We start from the raw sequence: 26,846 nt of genomic DNA on the forward strand, positions 1-26,846 counted from the left end.
GCTCACTACCATGATGGCAAGATTCTCCCATCCTCCGCCGCCAGAGCCACCATGGAATCCCTGTATTTTTCGCCGATGCTGCTGGGTCTCAACCTGATGCTCGGCAGCGCCGTCGCCTGCACCGGCCTGTGGTACTTCTCGCGGCCCTACCGCGGCCCGGGCCTGTGGATGGCCGGCGCCTGGCTGCTGATCCTCGGCATCCTCGCCTTCTTCGTCTTCGTCGCCACCGGCAACCGCCCGCTGAACGTGCTCGGCAACGCCACGCAGCTGGCGGGCGAGGCGGTGCTGATGCTCGGGGTGTTCCGCTTCCTCGGCCGCCCGCTGCCCTGGTGGACGGTGCCCGCCAGCGCCGGGCTGATGGCCGCCGCCAACAGCTGGCACTGGTGGGTGGCGCCGCTGAACAGCGAATTGCTCATCGCCATCTACGCCGGCATCGGCGGGCTACTGCCGCTGCAGGCCGCCAGCGCCCTGTTGCGCCACCCGCGCGATGCGGAGCTGCGCGTCGTCTGCCGTTGCGTCGGCATCGTCCTGCTCGGCTACGCCTTGGTCACCCTGCTGCGCGGCGCCATCGCCGTGCACGACTGGCTCAATGCCGTCGAGCACGCCGACGTGACCCGCTCCATGGCCTACCTGCTGCCCTACAACTTCGGCATCCCGCTCTGGGTCATCGCGCTGCTCGGCCTGGCGCTGATGACCATGCGCCGCATCCTCCTCGACAGCCAGCGCAACGCCCGCCACGCCGAGGCCAGCGCGCAGCGTTTCGAACGGCTGATGGGGGTGACCAGCGCCGGCGTCCTGGTGCTGCAGGACGGGCGCATCCTCGACAGCAACCCGACGCTCGAGGCGCTCTTCGACCAGCCGCGCGAAGCACTGCAGCGGCAGGCGCCCGAGCAGTTGTTCGTCGAGGCCGAGCGGGCGCGCATCGGCCAGTTGCTCGCCCGTGGGGACGGCGCCCCCGCCGACGCGCTCGCGCTGCGCCGTGATGGCTCGACCTTCCCGGCCGAGCTGGCGGTCACCAACCTCGACGGCAGCGGCCAGCAGCTCATGGAGGTGCGCGACGTCAGCCACCGCAAGGCCCTGGAGGAGCAGTTGCGCCTGCAGGCCACCACCGATCCGCTGACCGGCGCCCTCAACCGCCGCGCCTTCCAGGCCCGCGCCGAGCAGGAGCTGCAACGCGCGCGGCGCCAGGAGCAGCCCCTGTGCCTGGCGATGCTCGACCTCGACCATTTCAAGCGCATCAACGACACCCACGGCCACGCCGCCGGCGACCTGGTGCTTTGCGCGTTCAGCCAGTTGTGCCAGCGCGAGGCACGCAGCACCGACCTGTTCGCGCGCTTCGGCGGCGAGGAGTTCGTCTTCCTGCTGCCCGACACGACCCTCGAGGCCGCCCGCGCCTTCCTCGATCGCCTGCGCGAAGCGGTCGAGCACCTGCGCATCGACGCCAACGGCACCGCCCTGAGCGTCAGCGTCAGCATCGGCCTGGCCGGCAGCCCGCCGAACGGCGATCTCCTGCGCTTGCAGGCGGCCGCCGACGCGGCCCTCTACCGCGCCAAGCAATACGGTCGCAACCGTGTCGAACTGGCCCGCTGAAATCGCCAAGGATGGGTTAAGCTTCTGAGCATTCCAGGGGAGTGATCATGATCAGTCTGGGCGATGTCTTCCTGTTCCTGCTCTTCGCCGCCGGTGCCGCCTGGCTCTGGCGCGGCCACGGCATTCGCGAGCGCGCACTGGCGCTGGTGAAGCAATACTGCACGCGTTTCGACGTGGAGCTGCTCGACGGCAACGTCGCCCTGCAGCGCCTCGCCATCGTCCGCGACGCCAGGGGCCATCGGCGCCTGGCGCGGATCTACGGTTTCGAATTCACCGTCACCGGCGAGCAACGCCTCACGGGGACCATCCAGATGTTCGGCAACCACGGTGGCCGCATCGAGCTGGACGCCCACCCCTTCCAGCCGCCCGTCGCCTCCGAAGGCAACGTCATCCAGATCAGCGACTGGCGGCGCAGCCACCCGCGCCCGGACGAGCAGCGCCACGTCGAATGACGCTGCGGTTTTCCACAGCGCGTGCTTGTGGATAAACCTCGCGATCAGGCGCCTTCGACCAGCCTGTGGATAACCTGCTGCCACTGCTCGCGGTTGGTGTAGGTCATCGGCCAGCGCAGTAGCCGGCAGCGCCAGCGGAACCAGCGGCTGGCACGTCGCGCCCGGTTAACCCGGCAATGCTCGAAGAGCCATTCGGGATCGAAGCCGATCCACTCCCCCGCCACGCTCCAGGCGTTCAACCAGACCACCGGTGCCACCTCGTAGAGGTAGATGGCCTCCAGCTCGGCCGGGGGCAGGGCGCTGGCGCGCAGCGTGTCGGCGATCACGCGCAGGTCGGCCTCATCCCGTTGCGTGTCCAGCCACAGCCCGGACAGCGCCAGCCAGACCCGCTCCCGCGCCGCGTCGCTCATCGCTGCAGGAGGAAATCGGCCGCGCGCTCGGCGGCGGCGTCGGGAAACTCCTGCATGAAGCAGTGCCCGCCCTCCACCACCTGGGCGCCGACGTGGGGATTGAGGGCGCTGATCCGCGCCACCGAGCGGGCGACGAAGGGATAGCTCGTTTGGCCATGGAAGATCCGCGTCGGCGTGACGATGCGTGTCAGCGATGGCCACAGGCGCTTGGGGCAGGAGCTGAAAATCTCCGCCTCGCGGCTGGGTCGGCATTTCAGCTCGACACCGCCGTCCACCTCCTTCAGCGCGTGCTCCACGTAGGCACCCAGGGCCGCGTCCGTCCAGCCCTTGAAGATGCCGCGCCCGTGCAGCGCGGCGAAGGCGGCCGGGCGATCGGTCCAGTGGTTGCGCCGGGCTCGGGCGCGCTTGGCCATGGTGGTGCGGCGATGCAGGCCGAGCACTTCGGAGAAGGCCATGACCCCGATCATCGCCGGGGTGAAGAGCACCGGGTCGAGCAGCACCGCGCGCTGGAACAGCCCGGAGTGGCGCGCCAGCACCAGGCTGGTGAGCACGCCGCCGAAGCTGTGGCCGAGGGCGAAGCGGGGGGCATCGCCGAAGATGCCGCGCCCGGCCTCGAAGGCTTCCACCGCCAGTTCGGCATTGCGGTTCCAGCCGAGGAAACGCCCGCCGTGGTCGCTGTCGCCATGCCCCTGCACATCGCACAGCCAGAGGTCGAAGTCCTCGCTCAGGGCTTCCAGCAGCGGCGTGTAGGCGCGGCCGCAGAAGCCGTTGCCATGGAGGAAGTGCAGCAGGGGCTTGCCGCTGGGCTGGCTGTGCCAGCCGCGCAGGGTGAAGCCGACGGAACTCGGGTGGGACCAGGCGGACAGCAGCATCGCAACGCACTCGAAGGAAAGAACGCGCAGTTTATCCGCCGGGCCGCCTCCGGCGCAGCCGTTGCCTTCAGATGGCCGCGTGTTCGCGGACGAAGGCGTCCAGCAGGCGGTTCAGTGCCTCGGGCTGGTCCAGCGGCGTGGCGTGGCCGGAGTCGGCGATCACCTCCAGGCGTGCGTTGCGCAACTGGGCGACGTAGGCCGCCTTGGCGGCCACCGGGGTGTAGTCGCGGTCACCGCTGATCACCAGCAGCGGAGTGTTCGCCCGGCGGGCCCCGGGCAACGCCGACCAACCCGGGATGGCGCCCATCGCGTGCAGGTAGGAGCGCCGGTCGTTGCCGGCGATGCGCGCCATCACCTGCTGGCGCAGCGCCGCCTGCTCCGGCTTGGGGAACAGCTTGCCGGCCAGCAGCCGCGCCATCCCCGCCGGGCCGAACAACCGCACCAGGGCGAAGCGCAGCAGCACCTGCCAACGCACCTGCCAGCTGTCCAGGGGGAAGCACGGCGAGCTGTTGATGACCGCCGCCGCGCGCACCAGGTGCGGGTGCTCGGCAAGCAGCTGGAAGGTGATCATGCCGCCCATGGAGATGCCCACCAGGATGCACGGCTCCAGGTCCATGGCGACGATGAACTCGGCCACGTCGGCCGCCAGCTCGGCCATGCTCACCGGTGCCCGCAGCGGCTCGCTGGCGCCGTGGCCGCGCAGGTCCAGGGCGTAGACGCGAAAGTGCCGCGACAGCGCCTCGACCTGGGGCTGCCAGTCCTCCAGGGACGACCCCAGGCCATGCACCAGCAGCACGGCGGCCCCTTCTCCCTGGCGGATATAGTTGAAACGCCCGCCCGACAAGTTGATCTGTTCCATGGTCGAGTTAATTCCCTTTCGAATAATCATCGGCCAATAAAAAGGCGCCGTTCCTTATTAAACGGACCGATGAAAAGTTGGTTGATCGGATAACTTCCGAGGCGCCCGACGAACAAGTTTCCGGTGTTTGCCTTTGTCCTTCCAAACCTCCTAGAATCGCCCAGCGCCGACTCGAGAAACCACCATGTACAGCATTGCCAGTCCGACCCAGGCACGCAGCAGAAAGGCCCTGGAACGCTACCTCAACGTCGCCGCCGAACTGCTCGCCAACGACAGTTTCGAAGAAACCGGCATTTCCCAGATCGCCCAGCTCGCCGAGTCCTCGGTGGGCACTTTCTATCGCCTGCTCGGTGACAAGGACGTGCTGCTCTATGCCGTCCACGAGCGCTTCGTCGAGCAGAGCCGGGACGCCGTCGACACCGTCATCGCCAACCTCGACGGCCTCCCGCTGACCACGCAGATCGAGGGTTTCATCGAAGGCGTGACGCGTCTTTTCGATGGCAGCGAGGGCCTGCTCCGCGCCCTGATCCGGCGTAGCTCGATGGACGTGCAGTTCCGCGAGCGCTTCCACCAGCTCAATGCCTACATCGGCCAGGCCTTCTGCCGCATCGTCCTCGCCCACCCGCAGCAGATCGGCCATCGGCAACCGCAACAGGCCGCCGACCTGACGGCCCACATGCTGCTCGCCAGCCTCAATTACCTGACCATGGTCGGCACCCTCGGCGTCACCCCCCGGGAAGTTGTCCCGGGGGAACTTTCCCAGCTCGTCTGCAATTACCTGGAAGTTCGCCGGGTTTAACGCCGGCTGTCCCGCCTTAGTTGTGCCGGGGTGAAGTCGGACGCTTTCAGCGCTATATCGAATTCATCCGCCGGTTCTTCGTTGGACAATATGCCGATTACATAACGCCCGCCGATCAGGTCATATACGGCGTCGCCCTTGGTCCATACCAGCGGCTGGTCGTAGAGGTTGATGGTGTAGGACTCGCCGACCCGCCACAGCTGGTCGCGGTTGTCGTAGTGGTCCACCAGGAGGATCTGGTAGCTGTCCTCGTCGAAATAGAAGTCGCGCTGCTTGTACTGGTGGCGCTGGCCGTCCTTGAGGGTGGCGCGCACGTGCCAGACGCGGTGCAGCTCGTAGCGCAGCAGGTCGGGGTTGACGTGGCCGGCCTGGACGATGTCCGCGTACTTGCTGCTGCGCGAGGCGAAGCGGTAGCTGTTGTAGGGCACGTAGAGCTCTTCCTTGCCCACCAGCTTCCAGTCGTACTTGTCCGGTGCACCGGAGAACATGTCGAAGTTGTCGGTGGTGCGCAGGCCCTCCGAGGCGGTGCCGGGGGAGTCGTAGGCCACGTTCGGCGTGCGCCGCACGCGGCGCTGGCCGGCGGCGTAGAGCCAGGCCAGGCGCGGCTCCTTCACCTGGTTGACGGTCTCGTGCACCAGCAGCTCGGTGCCGGCCAGGCGCGCCGGCGCCAGCACCGACTGGCGGAAGTAGAACAGCACGTTGCCGTTGTCCTTGCTGTAGTCGCCGGCATCCTGGTTGAACAGGAACAGGTCTTCGATGCGGGTCATGAAGTAGTCGCCGCTGGCGTGGGGCACCGCCTGGGCGTAGTAGCGCTTGACGCTGTTGCCGCGGAAGCGCACCAGGTGGTTCCACAGGACCTCCAGCCCCGACTGGGGGATGGGAAACGGCGTGGCGACCTTGAAGTCGGCGATGCCGTTGCCGTTCTCGATCAGCCGCGCACGGGTGGCGTTGCCCTTGATCGCGGCGTACACCGCCTCGGGGTAGGAGGCCGAGCGCCGGGTCGGGTAGACCACCAGCTTCCAGCTGTCCGGGTAGCGCTTGAGCATGGCCAGCTGGCCGGGGCTGAGGTGGGCACGGTACTGCTCGGCGTTCTGCGCGGTGATGCTGAACAGCGGCGGGTCGGCGGCGAAGGGGTCCTTGTACCCCGTGCTCTTGTCATAGGCGCTGGTGCTGCGGGCCAGGCCGCCGTCCCAGGCGGGGATGGTGCCGGCGGCGTTGCCGGCCTTCTCCGCGCCCAGCGGGGTCAGGTCGGCCCCCAGGCGCGCAGCCTGGTCGGCGTCCACCTGGGCCTGGACGAGAGGCGCGGCCAGCAGCATGGCGGCGAGCAGGCCGCTGTGGATAAGTCCTGATCTGTGCATGGCGTCGAATCCCTTCTCAGAAGCTGTACTTGATGTTGAAGCTGACGAAATCGCGGTCGCTGCGCTTGTTCGACACGCCACCGCCGCTGTAGCCCACGTAGCGGGTGCCGACGGTGAACGACTCCTTGTAGATGGCGTCGATCCCGGCGGACCAGCTCTGCGCCTCTTCGTCCAGACCGTTGGTGAGCTGGGGCGCGACGCCGTTGATGCTGTACTGGTAGCCGAAGGACGGCACCAGGTTCACCAGGTTGAACACGTTGGTGTAGGTCAGCTGCAGGCTGGCCTGGGCGCCGGTGGCGGTGCTGGTGGCCTCGTAGTAGTCGATGTCGGATTCCAGGCCCTGCACGCGACTGGCCACCAGTTCGGTGAACAGGGTCGCCGAGTCGGCGCCCAGCACCCCGGTGAAGTTGTAGATGGCAGCGAGCGAGGCCTGGTACATGTCCTTCTCGCGGTAGCCGTCCAGGTGCGTGCCCACGGGCAGCCCGTTGGGGTTGAACAGCGCGTCGGGCAGGTACTCGTTGAGGCCGAGGGCGATGGGCGTGTCCGGGCGGTAGCTCAGCTCGCCGGCCAGCGACAGGCCGTTGAAGATGCTTTCGCCGCCGATGGAGGTGTTGAAGCTGATGCCGAACAGGTCGCGCTTCTCCAGGTACTCGGCGTAGTAGCGCGAGCTGCTGGCGTTGGGCAGGGTACCGACGATGGGCAGCGTCACCGGCTGGCCGACGGTGAGCCCGAGCATGGGCACCTGCATGTTGTAGCGCAGGTAGTAGAAGCCCAGTTCGGTGTCGTTCAGCTCCGGCACGTACCAACGCAGGGCGAGGCCGTATTGCGCGGCGTCATCGCCGTCGATGTCCTGGGCGCGGGGGATGAAGGTGGTGGGCAGGTAGGCCTTGAGCAGGTTGTTCAGGCCGCCCGGCGCCAGGGCATCGGCGTAGGCCTGGGCCAGGGCCGGGTTGTCGAAGGCGCGGCCACCGGCCACCGCTTCCTGCAGCGGCGAGACGGACAGGTAGTTGCAGCCCTCGCCTATCACGTCGAGGGTCGAGTAGTAGGTGCCGCAGGGGTCGATCTTCGAGGCTTCCCACGCCTTGCCCGGTTGCCAGTAGCCCTCGACGCTGAGGTTGTCGCGCAGCTCGAAGGAGGCGTAGGCCATGAAGGTCGGCATGTACGCCTCCTTCACCTCCGAGCCCGGCGCGCGCAGGGCATTGATGTCCACGGGGTTCGTGGCACCGATGCCGTTCTGGTAGAACAGCCCCTCGCCCCAGTTGATCACCTGGCGCCCGAGCCGCGCGTTCAGGGCGCGGTCATTCACCGTCCAGCTGCCGTAGACGAAGGCGTCCAGCAGGTCGGCGCTGGAGCCGGCTTCATCGAGGCCGGCATGACTGATCTGGCGGTGGCGGCGCTCGTCGTCCTTGAGCTCGAAGTCATAGAAGGCGCGCCCCCGGACGAACACGCCGAAGCGGTCCTGGTAGCGCAGGTCGAGTTCGGACACCGCCTTGACCACTTCGGAGAAGAGGTCGCCACGGCGGAAGTTGAGGTCGCCGTCATCGGAGTTGATCAGCCCGGCGTTGTCGCCGGTACCGCCATTGGCGCGGGCGATCAGCTTGCTGTCCTGCCCCTCCACGCGGTAGCTGAGCCCGTAGGCCAGGGTGGTGTCGAGCGAGGTGGTCCAGTCTCCGGAACGCACCTGAAACGCCTGTGCGCCGCCCAGGGGCAACGCGCCGAGCAACGCCAGGCCGGCGGCTGCCAGGCCTCTTCCTTGATTTGCCACGATGATCTCCAGCTGTTGTTTTTATCGGAATCGGAACATCGGTTCCGAAATAATCTAATCCGGCGCTTTACGGCTGGCAAGACGGCCACCGCATTATTTTTTATCCACAGCTCGGGCACCGCAGCCGGGATCGGGCGGCGTGCCGGACCAGGCTGTGGGCGGACGGGCGCAACGCACGCCGTCCGTCGCCTTGCGGAACCTGTCCACAGGCTCTGCAACGGCCCTCCTCCACAGCGTCCTGGACGAATATCGAACAGCCCTATTGACGGAATCGGAATTTCTGTTTCGATTTAAAGGCGGTCGAACAACAACAAATAGGAGACCCGTCATGCCCCTTCGTACCCTGCTCTGCGGCCTGCTGCTGGCCGCCTGCCTGGGCCAGCACGCCCTGGCCGCTTCCCGCTGCAGCGAACGCCCCCGCACCCTGCTGCGCCCTGCCGAAGTCAGTTGCTCCTACCAGAGCACCTGGCTGGATTCCGGCCTGGTCGGCCAGCGCAAGATCATCTACCAGACGCCCCTGGGCACCCCGCCGGCCGGCGGCTGGCCGGTGGTGCTGGTCTACCAGGGCTCGTTCTTCCCCCTCAACGACTTCAGCTACCACGGCAACCTGCCCTTCGGTGGCTACTACGAGGGCAAGCTGGTACAGGCCCTGCTGGACAATGGCTATGCGGTGATCGCCCCCAGCGCGCCGGCGGACCTGTTCTGGCAGACCAACATTCCCGGCCTCGCCCAGGCCTATGAGCTGAGCACCGACTACGACTTCCTCGCCAATGTCCTCGCCGCCATCGCCAGTGGCCACTTCGGCCCGCTCAACGCCCAGCGCCAGTACGCCACCGGCATCTCCAGCGGCGGCTACAACACCAGCCGCATGGCCGTGTCCTTCCCCGGCAGGTTCCGCGCCCTGGCGGTGCAGTCCGGCTCCTACGCCACCTGCAGCGGGCCGCTCTGCGTGGTGCCCGACCAGCTCCCCGCCGACCACCCGCCGACGCTGTTCCTGCACGGCTTCGTCGACACCGTGGTGCCCTGGTGGAGCATGGACCTCTACTACGACCGCCTGCTCCACCAGGGCATCGAGACCGCGCGCTACACCGAGCCTTTGGGCGGCCACGAATGGTTCGCCGCCTCGCCGTCCAAGGTGCTCGCCTGGTTCAACGCCCACCCCTGATCCACCGCGGACGCAGCCCGGGCCGGGTCATGCTATCGTCGCCGCCTGTCGCGACCCCCGGACCCCGCCCGTGCTGCCCCGTTCCCTGCGCATCGCCCTGCTGACCCTGCTGCTCTTCGCCGGCCTGCTGCTGACGATGCACCTGGCCGGCCGCCACGCCGAGCGCCAGGCGCTGCGCGAGGAAGGCCAGCAGGCCGGCGCCCAGCTCGGCCTCTACGCCGACGCGCTGAGTACCCTCATCGACCGCTACCGCGCCCTGCCCGCCGTGCTCGCCCTCGACCCGGAACTGCGCGAGGCCCTGCAGCAACCGCTGTCACCCGAGCTGCAGCAGCGCCTCAACCTCAAGCTGGAGCGCATCAATGACGCCGCCCACTCCTCCACCCTCGAGCTGATGCGCAGCGACGGCCTGGCCATCGCCGCCAGCAACTGGCGCCTGCCCACCAGCTACGTGGGCCACAACTACGGCTTCCGCCCCTACTTCCTGCAGACCCGCACCCACGGCACCGGGCGCTTCTACGCCGTGGGCGTGGTCAGCGGCATCCCCGGCTACTTCCTCTCCCACGCCATCCACGACGCAGCCGGACACTTCCTCGGCGCCATCGTGGTGAAGCTGGAATTCCCCGAGATCGAGCAGCAGTGGCGCGAGCGCCCGGACACCATCCTGGTCAGCGACGCCAAGGGCATCGTCTTCATCGCCAACCAGCCGCAATGGCGCTACCGCGAACTGGCACCGATCGACGCCACGCAGCGCGCCGAGCTGGCCTCCACCCGCCAGTACGACAAGAAGCCGCTGACGCCGCTGGTGCACCGAACCCTCGACGACTTCGGCGACGGCAGCCGCCTAGTCCGGGTGCAGGGGCCCGACGGCGAGGCCGACTACCTGTGGGAATCCCAGGCACTGCCAAGCGAAGGCTGGACCCTGCACCTGCTGCATCGCCCACAGAACGTCGCCGGCACCGCCCGCGACGCCAGCCTGGCCGCCGGCGGGCTGTGGCTGGCGCTGTTCTTCCTCGCCCTGTTCCTGCACCAGCGCTGGCGCCTGGCACGCCTGCGCCGGCAGAGCCACGACGAACTCGAACGCCTGGTGGAACAGCGTACCGCCGCCCTGCGCACCGCCCAGGACGGTCTGGTGCAGGCGGCCAAGCTGGCGGCCCTGGGGCAGATGTCCGCCGCCCTCGCCCACGAGATCAACCAGCCGCTGACCGCCCTGCACATGCACCTGGGCAGCCTGCGCCTGATGCTCGACAGCGGGCAGCTGGAGCAGGCGCGCAATGCCCTCGGCCGTCATGACGAACTGCTGCAACGCATGGCCGCCCTCACCACCCACTTGAAGACCTACGCCCGGCAGAGCCCTGGCGGCCTGCGCGAGACCCTGGAACTGGGCAGCGTGGTGGACAAGGCCCTGCAGCTGCTGGCGCCCCGTCTGCGTGACGGTGCCGTGCACATCGAGCAGCACCCGCGCCAACCGGCCTGGGTGCGCGGCGATGCCATCCGCCTGGAGCAGGTGCTGGTCAACCTGCTGCGCAACGCCCTCGACGCGGTCGCCGGCCAGGCCCAGCCACGCATCGAGATCGCCCTGCTGCGTGAGGACGGGCACTGGTGCCTGGAAGTCGCCGACAACGGCGGCGGCATCCCCGACGACACCCTGGCCCAGGTGTTCGACCCCTTCTTCACCACCAAGCCGGTGGGCGAAGGGCTCGGCCTCGGCCTGGCGGTTTCCTATGCCATCGTCCATGAACTGGGTGGCCGGCTGAGCGCCGGCAACCGCGGCGCCGGCGCGGTGTTCCGCCTGTGCCTGCCCATCTTCGAGCCTGCCGAGGAGCAGCCATGACCCCGAACCTGATCTTCGTCGACGACGAGGCCGCGATCCGCGAAGCGGTGCGCGAGTGGCTGGAGCTCTCGGGCTTCACCGTGCGCCTGTGCGCCAGCGCGGCGGAATGCCTGGACGGGCTCGACGCCGACTTCGAGGGCGTGGTGATCAGCGACCTGCGCATGCCCGGCATGGATGGCATGGCGCTGCTGGAAGCGGTGCAGGCGCTGGACCGCGAGCTGCCCTTCCTGCTGGTCACCGGCCACGGCGATGTGCCCCAGGCGGTGGAGGCCATGCGCCTGGGCGCCTATGACTTCATCGAGAAACCCTTCACCCCCGAACGCCTGCTGGGCAGCCTGCGCCGGGCCCTGGACAAGCGCCGCCTGACCCAGGAGAACCGCCGCCTGCGCCGCCAGGTGGACGACCGCGCCCGCCTCGATGCGCGGCTGATGGGTTTCTCCCGCCCCATCGAACACCTGCGCCGCCAGGTGCTGGACCTGGCGCAGACGCCGGTGAACATCCTCCTGCGTGGCGACACGGGTAGCGGCAAGGAGCTGGTCGCCCGCTGCCTGCACGACTTCGGCCCGCGCGCCGGCAAACCCTTCGTGGCGCTGAACTGCGCGGCCATCCCGGAGAACCTGTTCGAGAGCGAACTGTTCGGCCACGAAAGCGGCGCCTTCACCGGCGCCCAGGGCAAGCGCATCGGCAAGCTGGAACACGCCGACGGCGGCACCCTGTTCCTCGACGAGATCGAGAGCATGCCCCTGGCCCAGCAGGTGAAGCTGCTGCGCGTACTGCAGGAGCAGCAACTGGAGCGCCTGGGTTCGAACCAGAGCATCCGCGTCGACCTGCGGGTGATCGCCGCCACCAAGCCGGACCTCAAGGAAGAAGTGCGCGCCGGGCGCTTCCGCGAGGACCTGCTCTACCGCCTCAACGTCGCCGAGCTGCAGCTGCCCGCCCTGCGTGAACGCCGCGAGGACGTACCGCTGCTGTTCGAGCATTTCGCCACCCTGGCCGGCGAGCGCCTCGGCCGCCCCGTTCCGAGCCTTACCCCCGCCGAGCTGGCGCAGCTGCTGGCCCACGATTGGCCGGGCAACGTGCGTGAACTGGTCAATGCCGCAGAGCGCCACGTCCTGGGGTTATCCACAGCGGTCCGGAACCCGGACGGCGCCGACCCTTCCCTCGCCGAACTGATGGAAGCCTACGAGGCCCAGTGCCTGCGCCAGGCCCTGGCCCGCTGCAAGGGCGACATCAAGGCGGTGATGGCGCTGCTGCAGCTGCCCCGCCGCACCCTCAACGAGAAGATGCAGCGCCACGGCCTGGCCCGGGGCGAGTTCCTGCCGGGGGATGAGGACTGAAGGCGGTCAAAAGCTGAGCACAGCCCTGAAAGCGCCGTAGCGACTGGCGCACAGGAAACTATCCACAAGCCGCTCACAGTTGGCTCCACAGACATTGTGGGCAACTGGGAATGAATGCGTTCGCCTGGGGATTTCTTCGCGAATGAATTCGCTCCCACGGGTGCTCGCCTGCCTGTGAGAGCGGTTTCAACTGCGAATAGGCGGCACTGATCAAAGTCTGATCACAACCCTGAAAGCACCGCTGTTACTGGCGCCAAGCGATTTATCCACAGACAACCAACAGTTGGCTCCACAGACATTGTGGGCAACTGGGGATGAATCCGTTCGCCTGGGGATTTCTTCGCGAATAAATTCGCTCCCACGGGGGCTTGTCTCCCTGTGGGAGCGGTTTCAACCGCGAATAGGTGGCACTGCTCAATATCTGAGCACAAGCTTGAAAGCAGCGCTGTTGCTGACATACAGAAATATATCCACAGTCCGCTCACAGTTGGCTCCACAGTAATTGTGAGCAACTGGGGATGAACTAGCTCGCCTGGGGATTTCTTCGCGAGTAAATTCGCTCCCACGGGGGCTCGTCTGCCTGTGGGAACGGTTTCAACCGTGAATGGGTGGCACTGGTCAAAGTCTGAGCACAAGCTCACAAGCCCCGCTGTCATTGGCACCAAGCGATCTATCCACAGCCCGCCAACAGTTGGCTCTACAGCTATTGTGGGCAACTGGGGACTGATCCGTTCACCTGGGGATTTCTTCGCGAGTAGATTCGCTCCCACCGGCGCGTGCCAGTCTGTTGGAGCGGTTTCAACCGCGAATAGGTGGCACTGCTCAATATCTGAGCACAGCCATGAAAGCACCGCCATTCCTGGCCATTAGCGCTTTATCCACAGCCCGCCAACAGTTGGCTCCACAGCTATTGTGGGCAACTGGGGACTGATCCGTTCACCTGGGGATTTCTTCGCGAGTAGATTCGCTCCCACCGGCGCGCGCCAGTCTATGGGAGCGGTTTAACCGCGAATAGGTGGCACTGCTCAATATCTGAGCACAGCCAAGAAAGCACCGCCATACCTGGCCATTAGCGCTTTATCCACAGCCCGCCAACAGTTGGCTCCACAGCAATTGTGGGCAATGCAGGGGCGAATTCATTTGCCCAGAAAAGTCATTGTGGATAGCGCGGTTGGGGCGGCGGCACGGCGCACCGCTTGACGAATGAATTCGCCCCTACCTGGCCATCGACGGATAGGCGGAATCCCGCTTATGGCCCCTTCGCGATAAGCGACAATCCGCGCACAAATGCCCTGTGTAATCCCTCCGAGCCTTCTATTCCGGCGCTTTGCGGCGCTGGCACAGCTCCTGCTATGTGCCCGCACCCCAAGCGCGGCGATAGCCGTGCCTAACAACAACAACTATGAATCGAGGAAACACGATGGAAAGCACCAGCACCCTGACTGCCTCAGCGGCACCCCGCACGACATCCCAACGCATCAAATCCATTTTCAGCGGCTCGGTCGGCAACCTGGTCGAGTGGTACGACTGGTACGTCTATGCCGCCTTCTCGCTGTACTTCGCCAAGGCCTTCTTCCCCCAGGGCGATTTGACCGCCCAGCTCCTGAACACCGCCGCGATCTTCGCCGTAGGCTTCCTGATGCGCCCGATCGGCGGCTGGCTGATGGGCATCTACGCCGACCGCAAGGGGCGCAAGGCCGCCCTGCTGGCCTCGGTCCTGCTGATGTGCTTCGGCTCGCTGATCATCGCGCTGACCCCCAGCTATGAAACCATCGGCATCGCCGCGCCCGTCCTGCTGGTGGTCGCCCGCCTGCTGCAGGGGCTGTCGGTCGGTGGCGAATACGGCACCTCGGCCACCTACCTGTCGGAGATGGCGACCAAGGAGCGTCGCGGGTTCTTCTCCAGCTTCCAGTACGTGACCCTGATCTCCGGCCAGCTCATCGCGCTGGCGGTGCTGATCCTGCTGCAGCAGACCCTGTCCACCGAACAGCTGGAAAGCTGGGGCTGGCGCGTGCCTTTCTTCATCGGCGCACTGTGCGCGGTGGTGGCGATGTTCCTGCGACGCGGCATGGAAGAGACCGAGTCCTTCACCAAGAAGAAGGACAAGCCCAAGGAAAGCCTGCTGCGCACGCTGATGCGCCACCCCAAGGAAGTGTTCACCGTGATCGGCCTGACCATGGGCGGCACCCTGGCCTTCTACACCTACACCACCTACATGCAGAAATACCTGGTCAACACGGTCGGCATGAGCAAGAACGACTCGACCATGATCTCGGCCGCCACCCTGTTCCTGTTCATGCTGCTGCAGCCCCTGGTGGGCGCGCTCTCGGACAAGATCGGCCGCCGTCCGATCCTGATCGCCTTCGGGGTGATGGGCACCCTGTTCACCTACCCGATCCTCAGCACCCTGCACAGCATCGAGACCTGGTGGGGCGCGTTCTTCCTGATCATGGCGGCGCTGATCATCGTCAGCGGCTACACCTCGATCAACGCCGTGGTGAAGGCCGAGCTGTTCCCCACCGAGATCCGCGCCCTGGGCGTGGGCCTGCCCTACGCGCTGACCGTGTCCATCTTCGGCGGCACCGCCGAGTACGTGGCGCTGTGGTTCAAGAGCGTCGGCATGGAGAGCGGCTTCTACTGGTACGTGACCGGCTGCATCGCCTGCTCGCTGCTGGTGTACGTCTTCATGAAGGACACCCGCACCCACTCGCGGATGAACCAGGATTGATCCCTTGAGCCCCCGTGGCTCTGGCTGCGCTAACCCGTAGCCGTTTTGTTCCCGACGACGGGCCCGCGAGGGCCCGTTTTCGTTCGTGGATCAGAAAAGGCGGCAGGCCTCGAATCCAGCCTTGAGCGCTTCCTCGTCCTGAGGCTTGGCGAAGATCAGTTCCAGCCGCGAGTCCTTGCGCCACTCGCTGGCCTGCCAGTGGAAGGGGGCGCCGTCCAGGGCATTGCCGGAGAGCCAGCCCGCGTTGCTGTGGATAACCAGCTTGGCGCGGCGCCAGGGCAGGCTCGCCAGCCACAGCTGCACGCGCATCAGCTCGAAGGCCTGCGAGGGGTGCCAGCGCCAGCCGATGGTCCAGCCATCTGCCGCACCCTGTGCCTGGATAATGGGCTGCCCAGGGTTTATCCACAGCGCGGGCGGAGCCGCCTGACCAGTGGGCAAGGCCGGGTTATCCACAGCTGCGCCGGCCTTGGCATGGAGCCCCGGCAGCTCGGCCAGGGACAGGCGGCCCTGCACCGTCCAGCTCAGTGGCAACCGGGGCAGTTGCTCGGCCACTCGCTGGCGGCTATCGGCATCGAGGTTATCGGCCTTGTTCAGCACCAGCAGGCCAGCGCCCTCGAGGGCGTCGCGCTGGCTGTCGGGCAGGGCATCGCCGCGGACCAGGGCAGCGGCGTCCAGCACCAGCAGGCTCGGCTGCAGGGCCAACACGCCTTCCCAGGGCGGCTCGCGCAGCTGGCGCAGCAGCTCGGCGGGGTGGCCGAGGCCGGAGGGCTCGATGAACAGCCGGTCCGGCCGCGCCTTGCGCAGCAGGCGGCCGAGGCCGACCTGGAAGGGCGCGCCGTTGACGCAGCACAGGCAGCCACCGGCCACCTCGGCCAGGGCGATGCCGTCGTCGCCGGTCTCCAGCAGCGCGGCATCCAGGCCGACCAGGCCGAATTCGTTGATCAGCACCGCCCAGCGCTCGTCGTTCGGGCGCTGCGCCAGGAGGTGGCGGATGAGGCTGGTCTTGCCGGCGCCGAGGGGGCCGGCCACCAGGTGGGTGGGGATATGGGCAAGCATCGCGCTATGGTGCTGCGTCACGGGTTCGGAATAAAGCCTCGTGCTAGAGTCGCGCCCATTATTTTCCCGAGGTCCTGCATTCATGCGTCTCTGCCTACTGCCCTTGCTGCTGGTCCTGTCCGCCGATGCGCTGGCCGAGGCCTGCATCGTCCACAGCCAGAGCGACAAGCTCGATGTGAAGGTCTGCCAGCAGAACCGCAGCATCCCGCCGCAGCTGTTCCGCGACGGCTTCTGCAAGCCGCAGATGCCTGGGCAGAAGGTGGAGGTGAGCTACGCCGACCAGTGCCCGGCCGGCGCCTTCGGTGTGTGCAGCAACGCCCAGGTGAGCAACATCGCCTACCGCCAGGACATCCACTATTACGGCGTGGCCACCGACGCGCGCTATCTGAAGCCCTTCTGCGAGGGGCAGAGCCAGGGCACCTGGGAAAGCCCGTCGTCATCAGCCGGTAACAGCCAGGGTGTCCAATAGCCTTGGGTACCTCGCCCGTACCGGCACAGCCGGTAGGGCCTCGGTGATACAGGGCCGCCTTCGGGTGGCCCTTTTTTTGCGCGGCCCAAGCTTCGCGATGGCTTCGCCCGTTTCATGCCGGTCAAGCCAGCCAGTCCAGAGTCAGTAGCAGGCGCGCATCCCCCGGCATGACCTCGGGCGACCTGTGGATAACCCCTCGCCCCTCGTTGCCCAGCCACTTCTCGCCCTTGAACAACGCCACATGACCCGGCGCCAGGGTCTGCCCGGCCGGCACGGCCGTCGGCTCGGCGGCGGGGTCGCCCAGGCGGCTGCGTGGCATCTGCCCTTCCTGCAGCCAGTGGCTGCCCACACCGGCATAGGTGGTGATCAGCCGCAGCGGTACATGGTCGACGTGATAGCGCGGGCACATGGCGCGGTCCAGGCGACGCAGGCGCAGGCCGATGCGGCGGGCATCCAGCAGGCAGGCGAAGGCACGCACCAGCCAGGCCACGTCGGCGAGGAAGGCGGCATGCCCGTCGATGTCGGAGAAGCGTCGGGCCAGGCTGCCCAGGTCGAGGGGGGCCTCGGGGTCCGCCAGCTCCAGGGTCAGGGACTCGCTAAGCGGCTCCTCGAGCCCCAGCAGGCACTGGGCGTAGTCGGTGATGTGCAAGGGCAGACGGCGCTCCCACACGGCGAGGTTGACCTCATCACGCAGTGCTTCGCCCAATACCGCCAGGTTGTCGCTGATCGCCACCCGGGGCGGCGGGCGCAGGGCCAGGGCTTCCATCACGCCGCCTCACCGACCAGGCCGCCGAAGGGGTCGGGCAGGTGCGCCCAGCCCTCGACCCCCACGGCCATCTCTGCAGCATCCAGCAGGCAGGCGTCCAGTTCGGCATGCAGGCGCTCGAAGTCGATGCCCTGGCCGATGAACACCAGCTCCTGGCGGCAATCGCCCACCTCCGTGTCCCAATGCTTCATCACCGCGCGCAGGCCGTCTTCGTCGGTGGGCCACTGCTCGCGCGGCACGAAGCGCCACCAGCGCCCGGCATGCCCGTAACGCATCAGGCCGCCGGCCTGGGACCAGTTGCCCGCCTCACGCCAGGCGCTGGCCAGCCAGAAGAAGCCCTTGGAGCGCAGCAGCCGGCCGTTGGTCCATTCACGATTGAGGAATGCGTGGAAGCGCTCGGGGTGGAAGGGCCGCCGCGCCCGGTAGGCGGTGGAGGCGATGCCGTAGGCCTCGGTTTCCGGCACGTGCTCGCCGCGCAGTTCCTTGAGCCAGCCCGGCGCCTCGGCGGCGCGGTCGAAGTCGAAGCGGCCGGTGTCGAGGATCTTCTCCAGCGGCACCCGGCCCATGCTCATGGGCAGGATCTCGGCCTGGGTATTGAGGCGCGCGAGGATGGCCGTGAGCTCCTCGCGCTCGGCCTGGCTGATCAGGTCGATCTTGCTGATGAGGATGACGTCGGCGAACTCCACCTGTTCGATCAGCAGGTCGGTGATGGAGCGCTCGTCCTCCTCGCCCAATGTCTCGCCGCGGCTGGCCAGGCTTTGCGCCTCGTGGAAGTCGCGCAGGAAGTTCACGCCGTCGACCACGGTGACCAGCGTATCCAGCCGCGCCAGATCGGACAGGCTCTGGCCCTGCTCGTCACGGAAGGTGAAGGTCTCTGCCACCGGCAGCGGTTCGGAGATGCCGGTGGACTCGATCAGCAGGTAGTCGAAGCGCCCTTCGCCGGCCAGGCGACTGACTTCTTCCAGCAGGTCTTCGCGCAGGGTGCAGCAGATGCAGCCGTTGCTCATCTCCACCAGGCGTTCTTCGGCGCGGTTGAGGCTGACGTCGCGCTGTACTTCGCTGGCATCGATGTTGATTTCGCTCATGTCGTTGACGATCACGGCGACGCGCAGGTTCTCGCGGTTCTTCAGCACGTGGTTGAGCAGGGTGCTCTTGCCGGCGCCGAGGAAGCCGGAAAGCAGGGTGACGGGGAGTCGGGCGGTCATGGGATTCTCCGGTTCAGGCTGGGCGGCTCGGGCGGCCGCTCTGGGGATATCAGGCGTCGCGCCGGTGGCGCTCGCGTTGTTCCTGGCGCTCCTTGGCCTCGATGCACAGCTCGGCGGTAGGCCGCAGCAGCAGGCGGCGCAGGCCGATGGGCTCGCCGGTCTCCCGGCACCAGCCGTATTCGCCACGGGCCAGGCGGCCCAGGGCGCTGTCGATCTTGTCCAGCAGCTTCTTTTCCCGCTCCAGGCGCCGCAGTTGCCACTGGCGCTGTTCTTCTAGGGAGGCCACGTCGACGTCGTCGCTGGCGGGCTCGATCTCCCGCAGCTCGATCATTTCGTTGTCGACACGCGTGCGCAGGTCGTCCCGCTGGGCCTCCAGCAGGCGCTGGAAGAAAGCTTGCTGGGCGTCGTCCATGTACTGCTCGGCCGGTTGGCTGAGCAGGTCGTCTTCGCTGGTGATGAGGTGCATGGCTTTGGCAAGGGCGGCTTGATTTTAAAGTGTTATAACATAACATATCACTTTCTCCGCAAGCTGAGCCCGACGATGAACGACCTCTCCCTACCCGACGTGGCCAGCCAGACCCACGCGACCCTCGCACCGCTGGACCGCGTCGGCATGGCCGGCATCCGTCTCCCATTGCAGGTGGCCGGGCAAGCCGTGCAAGCGCGAGTGGAGGCCAGTGTCAGCCTCGACACCCCGGGCGTACGCGGCATCCACATGTCACGGCTGTACCTGGCGCTGGAAGCCCTGGCCGGCGAGGAACTGACCCTCCCGGCCCTGCAGGCGCTGCTTCAGGGCTTCCTCGACAGCCACCAGAATCTCTCCCTCTCCGCGCATCTACGGGTGGCGGGCGAGCTGTTGCTCAGGCGCGTGGCACTGGTCAGCCCACTGTCGGGGCACAAGGCCTACCCCTTCGAAATCGCGCTCAGCCTCTATCCAAGGGGGTTTCACGTGGAACTCATGCTGGAACTGGGCTACTCCTCCACCTGCCCGTGCTCGGCGGCGCTGTCACGGCAGATGGCCCAGCGCGCCTTCAGTGAACGTTTCGCCGGGCAAGCACCCACCTGGGAAGCACTGCATGAATGGCTGGGCAGCGAAGCCGCCATGCCCGCCACTCCCCACAGCCAGCGCAGCAAGGCGCGGCTTTGGCTGCGCCCAGCGGACCCGTTGCGGGCGCCGGGCTGGATCGAGCTGGTGGACCGCTGCGAAGCCGCCCTGGGCACGGCCCTGCAGACAGCCGTGAAGCGTGCCGACGAGCAGGCATTCGCGCTGGCCAATGGCCACAACCTGATGTTCTGCGAGGACGCCGCGCGGCGCCTGGCCGAGCCCCTGCGGGCGCTACCGGGCCTGGCCGCGTTCAAGGTCCGCGTGGAGCACGAGGAAAGCCTGCACGCCCACGACGCAGTGGCGGAAATCCACTGGCTCTGGACCTGAGCCCCCTTCCCCGCCCGGCGCCTGGCCTCGCGACGCCATCCGACTGACATCCCAATGAGCGCCCCATTTGCGGGTCATCCGACGCTGGCGAGCTCGGCGGTGAAGCCTGCGGCAGGCACGCCGACAAGGATGCCTCACCGGGTTGCTGCCTCCATCAACAACCAAGGCCCTGGCTGGCCGCTAGAATGGCGCTCCATTTTCCTGGCGGTACACGGACGTTCCATGCATAGGCACCCCATCACGCCGCGCCACGACTGGTGCGAACAAGCTGCGGCACTCGGCTTCCACTTCCACTCCATCGGCGGCGAACCCTACTGGGATGAAAGCGTCTGCTACCGCTTCAGCCTGCAGCAGATCGAGGACGACATCGAGGCACCCAGCGCCGAGCTGGAGGCCATGTGCCTGGCCCTGGTGGAAGATGCTGTGGAGAGCGAAGCCCTGTTGCGGCGCATGGCGGTGCCCGAGGCGCACTGGACGCTGATCCGCGACAGCTGGCGTACACGCGAGCCGGCGCTGTACGGGCGCATGGACCTGACCTACGACGGCCAGGGCCCGGCGCGTTTCTACGAGTACAACGCCGATACCCCGACCGGCCTCTACGAGGCGGCCTTCTTCCAGTGGGTATGGCTGGAGCAGTGCCGCGAACGTGGCGTGCTGCCGGAGCGGGCCGATCAGTTCAACCTCATCCAAGATGCGCTGGTCGAGCGCCTGCAGCGCATCGGCCTGGCGGGTGAGCCCTTCCACCTGGCCTGCTGCCGCGACCACATCGAGGACGAGGGCACCGTCACCTACCTGGCCGACTGTGCCAACCAGGCTGGCCTGCTGCCCCATCTGCTGTACATCGACGACATCGGCCACGTACCCGGCAAGGGCTTCGTCGACCTGCACGACCAGCCGATCATCCAGCTGTTCAAGCTCTACCCCTGGGAGTGGCTGCTGGAGGAGGACTTCGCCCACCACCTGGCCCACAGCCGGACGCGCTTCATCGAGCCCGCCTGGAAGACCCTGCTGTCGAACAAGGCGATCTTGCCGCTGCTCTGGCAGCGTCATCGCGGCCACCCCAACCTGATCCCGGCCTGCTTCGCCGATGAGCCGGATGCGGCCCTGCTGGGCCCGCGCTGGGTGCGCAAGCCGTTCTTCTCCCGCGAGGGGGCGAACATCCAGGTGGAAAGCGAGGGCGGTGTGGAGCTGGCGACGCCCGGCCCCTACGAGCAGGGGCCGGCGATTCTGCAGAGCTGGTGCCCGCCGCCCTGCATGGGCGGGGAGCACCCCATCATCGGCAGCTGGCTGGTCGGCGGCCGGCCCGTGGGCATGGGCATTCGCGAGGACCGCAGCGCCATCACCCAGGACAGCTCACGCTTCGTTCCGCACTACATCCTCGATTGAACGCCCGCGCAGCAGGGCCTCGGCCCGCCTCGGTGCCTGATGCTGCAGGCAGAAACCGGCCAGGGCGCTGGCCAGCCAGGCGGCAGCCAGCGCCATTACAGCGAGGAGCAGGCCGGCGAGCGAGCCAACGACCAGCAGGATGACCAGCAGGCAGGTGCCTACCGTTACCCCCGCGATCCACCAGGCGTCCACGGGCCAGAAACTGCGCAAGTAGGCGCGCAATGGGCTGGGTCTGTAGGGCTGAAGCTTTTGCAGCCGTTGCCAGTTGATCCCCAGCAGTCGCTCGGCGGCCATGGGCAACAGGCGCTCCTGCGGTGACGCGTCGGTCACGGCGGCATCTGCTGGCTTCTGGCGGGCGCGTGCCAGCTCGGCCAGTGCCTTCAGGTCGAGCACCTCGCCACTGTTCAGGTGCCACAGCCGCCGCTGCTGCGGGTTGAACAGGTAGGTCTCCATGTAGCTGCCGCCACACAGGCTGTAGCCCAGGAAAGCCAACCAGAGGACGGTCCAGGCCAGCAACGTCAGCTCGTAGTTGCCCACGGGCCAGGGCGGCAGGTCACAGGCCAGCTGCGCGGCGAACATCAGGCCGATCACCAGCGGCGTCATACAGCCCAGCATCAGGGTCAACCCATGGGTGGCGCCGATCAGCATGGCACTGCCGCTGGCCGGGTCGACGCGCACGATGCGAGGCTCCGACACGTCGAGCGGGCCGCCATTTTCGGTCACCAGGGTTGCTTTCAGGTATTCATTTGCCATCGGTGCGCACCATCAGCAATTGCCAACTGTCATCACGCCACAGCGCAGGCTCATCGCGGGGCTGCTGGTCAGCCGGCAACACCACCACCGCAAAGGGCGTCTGGCCCAGCGTGAACTCGCCCAACTGCAAGGCCGGGGACTTGCCTCCCAGCTGCAGGTCGACCCCCACCAGGGCAGCGACGTTATCGGTCCGAGGCTGGCTCGCCCACCAGGCCTGCCAGGCATGCAAGCCCGCCAGGTTCGAGCCGGCCAGCTTGATCCGCCCATCGGTATGCAACGCCAGCAGGCCGGTGGGCCAGGACTCGCTGGCCCCCCACTGGCCATCCGGTCGGGCCGGCAACGGTTGCTGCCGCAGGGTCGCCCAGAGCTCGGCGAGCTTTTCCAGTTCGAGCGGCCTGGCGTCCACCAGGGCCTTGACCAGTGGCGACTCGGCGCGCAGGTCGACGTCATCGGTGGGTCTGCCCTGACGGGCGAAACTCCTGACCTGCATGTGCAGCATCCGCCCATGCTCCCAGGTACGGTCATGGGTCCAGAAGATCGAGGTCGTCATCCACCTCACGCCTTCCTCGGTCACCTCTATGCCGCCGCACTGCGTAAACGCCCGTAAAGGGGCCGCAAGACGCACCAGCACGGGCGCCCGGCAGGTAGGGGCAAGACCGAGGGACTCCAGGCTCTGCCATTCGCGACTGTTCGGCAGGCGCACCCGCAGCCGGTCGGGCTTTTCGGCGATGAGCCGGCGCAGTTCCTTGAGACGCGCATCGGCCTCGCCAATGCTGCTATCCAGGCCTGCTGCCTGGGCAATCGAGTTGCCGAAGAGACAGCCAAGCACTAGGCCAATCCGTATCCACATGATCGGTTACCCGCTGGCCATGGCCAGGCTGCTGCGGGCCGTCGAGCCGAACCCGCCGCGACTGGCAACGCCCTGAAGGCGCGTCGGCAATTGCCCGCTCTGGAACTGCTGGGCATAACCGGACGCCTGCAACTGGCTGCGATGCACGCTGGCCTGGCGGGTGCGCTCATCCCCCAGGTATTGGCCCTGGCTGGTGAACAGGTGCAGGTTGCGGCCGCCACCGCCGTAGTAGCCACCGTAATGGCCACTGGTGCTACTGCCGCTGCCATAGAGGGTGTCTTCGCTCATGCCGAAGACCGGCTGCAGTTCATCGAGGCCGACCTCGCTCCAATCCTCCGGTTCACCACTGCGCAGGCGCCTGACCAGGGCATCGCTGACCAGGAACGCCACCGGCTGGGGGCGGGCCAGGCCATCGACGCCCTGTGTGCAGCTCTGCACGGCGTCGGCCTCGCACCACTCGCCAACCTTGCAGTCGGCATTGATGCGAATGAAGTCGCGCTCACAGGCCAGGAAGCTGGTGTAGACCGGCGCCATCAGGACGGTGCGCCGGAACGCCTCGTCGCGCAGCCGCAGGCATTGCTCGGCGGTCAGGGTGGTGCCCTGTTCGCAGACCGCCAGGCTGTCGAAGACCCGCACGTCACGGTACATCGGGTCCCAGGCCAGCAGGACGAGGGGAGTGGCGCCCATGAGGCTGAGGGTGAGCAAGCCGGCGCGCTTCTGCCGGCGGACGGAGGCAGGTACAGGGGCGGAAGAGGCGGCAGCAGGGGCCGAGGCGGCGTCGCCGGAAGACATAAACGGTCCATGTTCAAGATTGAGCTGCGGATTAGAAAGTGACGCCCCCCTCGGGTCAACCGCCATCGAACAGGATGTGATGCAGTCCCGAAGGGTGTGCACCGCCCAAGGCACAGGGCGTTCCGATCGGCTTGCCCGCCCCTGGGAAACCGAGGTACGTGCCTCGCCCCGCCAAGGCACCCGCGACCGGAAACCCGCCGCTGGCGCCTTGCGGGCCGCCCGTCACTCCACGGTGACGGACTTGGCCAGGTTGCGCGGCTGGTCGACGTCGGTGCCCTTGAGCACGGCGACGTAGTAGGACAGCAGTTGCAGCGGCAGGGTGTAGAGGATCGGTGCCAGGGCATCGAGGATGTGCGGCATGGCCACCACATGGGTGCCCTCGCCATTGTCGATGCCGGCCTCACGGTCGGCGAAGACGATCAGTTGGCCGCCCCGGGCGCGGACTTCCTGGAGGTTGGACTTGAGCTTCTCCACCAGTTCGTTGTTCGGCGCGACGGTAACCACCGGCATGTCGCTGTCCACCAGGGCCAAGGGGCCGTGCTTGAGCTCACCGGCCGGGTAGGCCTCGGCGTGGATGTAGGAGATCTCCTTGAGCTTCAGCGCACCTTCCATGGCCACCGGGTACTGGGCGCCACGACCGAGGAACAGGGTGTGGTGTTTCTCGGCGAACAGTTCGGCGACCTTCTCCACGGTCTTGTCCATGGCCAGGGCTTCGCCCAGGTGGGTCGGCAGGCGACGCAGGGCTTCCACCAGCTCCGCCTCACGGGCCTTGTCCAGGCTGCCACGCACCTGGCCGAGGCTCAGGGTGAGCAGCAGCAGGGACACCAGCTGGGTGGTGAAGGCCTTGGTGGAGGCGACGCCGATCTCCGGGCCGGCCAGCGTCAGCAGGGTGAGGTCGGACTCGCGCACCAGGGAGCTGGTGCCGACGTTGCAGATGGCCAGGCTGGCGAGGTAGCCCAACGCGTTGGCATTGCGCAGGGCGGCCAGGGTGTCGGCGGTCTCGCCGGACTGGGAGATGGTGACGAACAGGGTGTCGGGCTGCACCACGACCTTGCGGTAGCGGAACTCGCTGGCCACTTCCACCTGGCAGGGGATGCCGGCCAGGTCTTCCAGCCAGTAACGGGTGACCATGCCGGCGTGGTAGCTGGTGCCGCAGGCGACGATCTGCACGTTGCGCACCTTGGCGAACAGTTCGGCGGCCTGCGGGCCGAAGGCCTGGACCAGCACATGGTCGGTACCCAGGCGGCCTTCGAGGGTGCGTTGCACGACCTTGGGCTGCTCGTGGATTTCCTTGAGCATGAAGTGGCGGTACTCGCCCTTGTCGGCGGCCTCGGCGCCTTCGTGGTACTGCACGGCCTCGCGTTGCACGGCGTTGCCCTGCAGGTCCCAGACCTGGACGCTGTCGCGGCGGATTTCGGCGATGTCGCCCTCCTCCAGGTACATGAAGCGGTCGGTCACCTGGCGCAGGGCCAACTGGTCGGAGGCGAGGAAGTTCTCGCCCAGGCCGAGGCCGATGACCAGGGGACTGCCGCTGCGGGCGGCGAGCAGGCGGTCGGGTTGGGCACGGTTGATCACCGCCAGGCCGTAGGCGCCGTGTAGCTGCGGGACTACGGTCTTGAGAGCGGAGGCCAGGTCGCCGGTCTCCTGGAGGGTGTGGTGCAGCAGGTGGACGATGACTTCGGTGTCGGTGTCGGAGGTGAACGCGTAGCCAAGGCCCTTGAGGCGAGCTCGCAAGGCTTCGTGGTTCTCGATGATGCCGTTGTGCACCAGGGCCAGGTCGCCGGAGAAGTGCGGGTGGGCGTTGTGCTCGGTGGGCGCGCCGTGGGTGGCCCAGCGGGTGTGGGCGATGCCCAGGCGGCCGGCCAGGGGCTGTTCGGTCAGGGCCTGTTCCAGCTCGCTGACCTTGCCGACGCGGCGGCGACGCTGGAGCACGCCTTCGTTGTCCAGCACGGCGACGCCTGCGCTGTCGTAGCCGCGGTATTCGAGTCGCTTGAGGCCTTCCACGAGGATGGCGGTGATGTTCCGTTCAGCCACTGCGCCGACGATGCCACACATGATGTTGTCTCCTCAGTTATCCACAGGCGCGCAGACCAGGGTGATGCCCCGCGCCTCTATCTGTTGCCGAGCGTCCTGGGGCAGGCGCTCGTCGGTGATCAGGGTATGGACGCTGCTCCAGGGCAGCTCCAGGTTGGGAATGCGCCGGCCGACCTTGTCCGCCTCGACCATGACGATCACCTCGCGAGCGACCTCGGCCATGACCCGGGACAGGCCCAGCAGCTCGTTGAAGGTGGTGGTGCCACGGGCCAGGTCGATGCCGTCGGCACCGATGAACAGCTGGTCGAAGTCGTAGGAGCGCAGCACCTGCTCGGCCACCTGGCCCTGGAAGGACTCGGAATGCGGGTCCCAGGTGCCGCCGGTCATCAACAGCACCGGTTCCTGTTCCAGGTCGCGCAGGGCCGTGGCGACGTTCAGAGAGTTGGTCATCACCACCAGGCCGGGGCGATGACCCAGTTCGGGAATCAGCGCGGCGGTGGTACTGCCGCTGTCGACGATGATCCGTGCATGCTCGCGGATGCGGGCGGCAGCGGCGCGGGCGATGGCCTGCTTGTACCGGGACACCGGCTGGCTGGCCTCGACGATGAACTCCTGGGGCACGGGCACGGCGCCGCCATAGCGACGCAGGAGCAGGCCATTGGCTTCTAGGGCGGCGAGGTCCTTGCGGATGGTGACTTCCGAGGTGGCGAAGCCCTTGGCGAGCGCATCGACACTGACTTCGCCCTGTTCGGCGAGCAGGGCGAGGATGGCATGGCGGCGCTGGGGCGTATTGCGCTTCGACATCTCGTAAGTTTCGATTCGAAAGAAAAAGTGTGCGAATCAAAACTCAACGAAGCTTTTGCGTCAACCCCGGAAACGACGGAAGGCGACCTGGGTCGCCTTCCGTAGGGCCTGCCGGTTATCCACAGGCTGGTTA

24 protein-coding genes are annotated in these 26,846 nt (G+C 67.2%); 10 read left to right on the forward strand and 14 right to left on the reverse strand.

The features are described 5' to 3' along the window. Window positions 1-51 precede the first annotated feature (51 nt). Together DMX10_RS00200 and DMX10_RS00205 are read left to right on the forward strand one after the other, a co-directional pair. Window positions 52-1,590: a sensor domain-containing diguanylate cyclase gene (locus DMX10_RS00200; RefSeq protein ID WP_158545556.1), complete on the forward strand. Its 1,539-nt coding sequence runs from the start codon at window positions 52-54 to the stop codon at window positions 1,588-1,590. A 47-nt stretch (window positions 1,591-1,637) separates the two neighbouring features. Next, complete coding sequence (locus DMX10_RS00205; RefSeq protein ID WP_111259376.1) at window positions 1,638-2,042, forward strand: DUF3301 domain-containing protein; 405 nt, start codon at window positions 1,638-1,640, stop codon at window positions 2,040-2,042. Window positions 2,043-2,086: 44 nt separating this feature from the next. On the opposite strand, the gene DMX10_RS00210 is transcribed toward DMX10_RS00205, so the two are convergent. From DMX10_RS00210 to DMX10_RS00220, 3 genes are all read right to left on the reverse strand, one after another. Beyond that, window positions 2,087-2,452, reverse strand: a complete 366-nt coding sequence (locus DMX10_RS00210) for a hypothetical protein (protein WP_111259197.1) — start codon at window positions 2,450-2,452, stop codon at window positions 2,087-2,089. After that, on the reverse strand, window positions 2,449-3,324 hold the full coding sequence (locus tag DMX10_RS00215) for an alpha/beta fold hydrolase (protein WP_111259198.1): 876 nt from the start codon (window positions 3,322-3,324) through the stop codon (window positions 2,449-2,451). Before DMX10_RS00215 ends, DMX10_RS00210 begins: the two co-directional genes overlap by 4 nt. 67 nt (window positions 3,325-3,391) lie before the next feature. Beyond that, window positions 3,392-4,183 (reverse strand): alpha/beta fold hydrolase, encoded by a 792-nt coding sequence (locus DMX10_RS00220; protein WP_111259199.1) that lies wholly within the window; start codon window positions 4,181-4,183, stop codon window positions 3,392-3,394. Window positions 4,184-4,367: 184 nt separating this feature from the next. Here DMX10_RS00220 and DMX10_RS00225 point away from each other — a divergent pair, with 184 nt between their 5' ends. Then, window positions 4,368-4,982 (forward strand): TetR/AcrR family transcriptional regulator, encoded by a 615-nt coding sequence (locus tag DMX10_RS00225; RefSeq protein ID WP_111259200.1) that lies wholly within the window; start codon window positions 4,368-4,370, stop codon window positions 4,980-4,982. Here the strand turns inward: DMX10_RS00225 and DMX10_RS00230 are convergent. Beyond that, window positions 4,979-6,340, reverse strand: a complete 1,362-nt coding sequence (locus DMX10_RS00230) for a DUF1329 domain-containing protein (protein ID WP_111259201.1) — start codon at window positions 6,338-6,340, stop codon at window positions 4,979-4,981. The genes DMX10_RS00225 and DMX10_RS00230 overlap by 4 nt on opposite strands. Before the next feature lie 16 nt (window positions 6,341-6,356). Next, complete coding sequence (locus DMX10_RS00235; protein ID WP_158545557.1) at window positions 6,357-8,105, reverse strand: DUF1302 domain-containing protein; 1,749 nt, start codon at window positions 8,103-8,105, stop codon at window positions 6,357-6,359. Between the two features lie 328 nt (window positions 8,106-8,433). On the opposite strand from DMX10_RS00235, the gene DMX10_RS00240 reads away from it, so the two are divergent. From DMX10_RS00240 to DMX10_RS00255, 4 genes are all read left to right on the forward strand, one after another. Continuing rightward, the gene (locus tag DMX10_RS00240) at window positions 8,434-9,270 is read left to right on the forward strand and encodes a plasmid partitioning protein (RefSeq protein ID WP_111259203.1); all 837 of its coding nucleotides are present in this window, start codon (window positions 8,434-8,436) and stop codon (window positions 9,268-9,270) included. Window positions 9,271-9,340: 70 nt separating this feature from the next. Continuing rightward, complete coding sequence (locus DMX10_RS00245) at window positions 9,341-11,101, forward strand: ATP-binding protein (RefSeq protein WP_256604736.1); 1,761 nt, start codon at window positions 9,341-9,343, stop codon at window positions 11,099-11,101. Continuing rightward, complete coding sequence (locus tag DMX10_RS00250; protein ID WP_111259204.1) at window positions 11,098-12,438, forward strand: sigma-54 dependent transcriptional regulator; 1,341 nt, start codon at window positions 11,098-11,100, stop codon at window positions 12,436-12,438. The genes DMX10_RS00245 and DMX10_RS00250 overlap by 4 nt, the downstream gene beginning before the upstream one ends. A 1,420-nt stretch (window positions 12,439-13,858) precedes the next feature. Further along, a complete protein-coding gene (locus DMX10_RS00255; RefSeq protein ID WP_111259205.1) occupies window positions 13,859-15,166 on the forward strand; it encodes an MFS transporter in 1,308 nt (435 codons plus the stop codon). 90 nt (window positions 15,167-15,256) lie between these two features. Here the strand turns inward: DMX10_RS00255 and DMX10_RS00260 are convergent, their stop codons facing one another. Continuing rightward, window positions 15,257-16,222, reverse strand: coding sequence for a GTP-binding protein (locus DMX10_RS00260; RefSeq protein WP_111259206.1), 966 nt, complete (start codon window positions 16,220-16,222; stop codon window positions 15,257-15,259). Between the two features lie 82 nt (window positions 16,223-16,304). On the opposite strand from DMX10_RS00260, the gene DMX10_RS00265 reads away from it, so the two are divergent. Then, window positions 16,305-16,691, forward strand: a complete 387-nt coding sequence (locus DMX10_RS00265; RefSeq protein WP_111259207.1) for an NADH:ubiquinone oxidoreductase — start codon at window positions 16,305-16,307, stop codon at window positions 16,689-16,691. 121 nt (window positions 16,692-16,812) lie between these two features. Here DMX10_RS00265 and DMX10_RS00270 read toward each other — a convergent pair whose 3' ends face one another. Genes DMX10_RS00270 through dksA form a run of 3 tightly spaced genes read right to left on the reverse strand, consistent with a single transcriptional unit; the run spans window position 16,813 to window position 19,128 of the window. Continuing rightward, on the reverse strand, window positions 16,813-17,457 hold the full coding sequence (locus DMX10_RS00270) for a DUF1826 domain-containing protein (protein ID WP_111259208.1): 645 nt from the start codon (window positions 17,455-17,457) through the stop codon (window positions 16,813-16,815). Then, window positions 17,457-18,662 carry a zinc metallochaperone GTPase ZigA gene (gene zigA, locus DMX10_RS00275; RefSeq protein ID WP_111259209.1) on the reverse strand — a complete coding sequence of 402 codons (1,206 nt, stop codon included), beginning with the start codon at window positions 18,660-18,662 and terminating at the stop codon, window positions 17,457-17,459. Before zigA ends, DMX10_RS00270 begins: the two co-directional genes overlap by 1 nt. 49 nt (window positions 18,663-18,711) lie before the next feature. Beyond that, on the reverse strand, window positions 18,712-19,128 hold the full coding sequence (gene dksA, locus DMX10_RS00280) for an RNA polymerase-binding protein DksA (protein ID WP_111259210.1): 417 nt from the start codon (window positions 19,126-19,128) through the stop codon (window positions 18,712-18,714). 75 nt (window positions 19,129-19,203) lie between these two features. Between dksA and folE2 the strand changes: the two genes are divergently transcribed. After that, window positions 19,204-20,094: a GTP cyclohydrolase FolE2 gene (gene folE2, locus DMX10_RS00285; RefSeq protein WP_111259211.1), complete on the forward strand. Its 891-nt coding sequence runs from the start codon at window positions 19,204-19,206 to the stop codon at window positions 20,092-20,094. A 222-nt stretch (window positions 20,095-20,316) separates the two neighbouring features. Next, window positions 20,317-21,480 carry a glutathionylspermidine synthase family protein gene (locus DMX10_RS00290; RefSeq protein ID WP_111259212.1) on the forward strand — a complete coding sequence of 388 codons (1,164 nt, stop codon included), beginning with the start codon at window positions 20,317-20,319 and terminating at the stop codon, window positions 21,478-21,480. On the opposite strand, the gene DMX10_RS00295 is transcribed toward DMX10_RS00290, so the two are convergent. The 5 genes from DMX10_RS00295 to DMX10_RS00315 all read right to left on the reverse strand — a co-directional run bounded on the left by DMX10_RS00295 (window position 21,448) and on the right by DMX10_RS00315 (window position 26,713). Continuing rightward, on the reverse strand, window positions 21,448-22,203 hold the full coding sequence (locus DMX10_RS00295) for a hypothetical protein (RefSeq protein WP_146602972.1): 756 nt from the start codon (window positions 22,201-22,203) through the stop codon (window positions 21,448-21,450). The two genes, DMX10_RS00290 and DMX10_RS00295, sit on opposite strands and share 33 nt — an antisense overlap. Window positions 22,204-22,222: 19 nt before the next feature. Further along, on the reverse strand, window positions 22,223-23,062 hold the full coding sequence (locus DMX10_RS00300) for a hypothetical protein (RefSeq protein WP_111259214.1): 840 nt from the start codon (window positions 23,060-23,062) through the stop codon (window positions 22,223-22,225). Window positions 23,063-23,089: 27 nt separating this feature from the next. Then, the gene (locus DMX10_RS00305; RefSeq protein WP_158545558.1) at window positions 23,090-23,788 is read right to left on the reverse strand and encodes a DUF1190 domain-containing protein; all 699 of its coding nucleotides are present in this window, start codon (window positions 23,786-23,788) and stop codon (window positions 23,090-23,092) included. 309 nt (window positions 23,789-24,097) lie between these two features. Next, complete coding sequence (gene glmS, locus DMX10_RS00310; protein ID WP_111259216.1) at window positions 24,098-25,930, reverse strand: glutamine--fructose-6-phosphate transaminase (isomerizing); 1,833 nt, start codon at window positions 25,928-25,930, stop codon at window positions 24,098-24,100. 12 nt (window positions 25,931-25,942) lie between these two features. Beyond that, window positions 25,943-26,713, reverse strand: a complete 771-nt coding sequence (locus DMX10_RS00315; RefSeq protein WP_111259217.1) for a DeoR family transcriptional regulator — start codon at window positions 26,711-26,713, stop codon at window positions 25,943-25,945. Window positions 26,714-26,846 lie beyond the last annotated feature (133 nt).

Source organism: Pseudomonas sp. 57B-090624 (genome assembly GCF_003234055.1).
Taxonomy (GTDB): Bacteria; Pseudomonadota; Gammaproteobacteria; order Pseudomonadales; family Pseudomonadaceae; genus Metapseudomonas; species Metapseudomonas tohonis.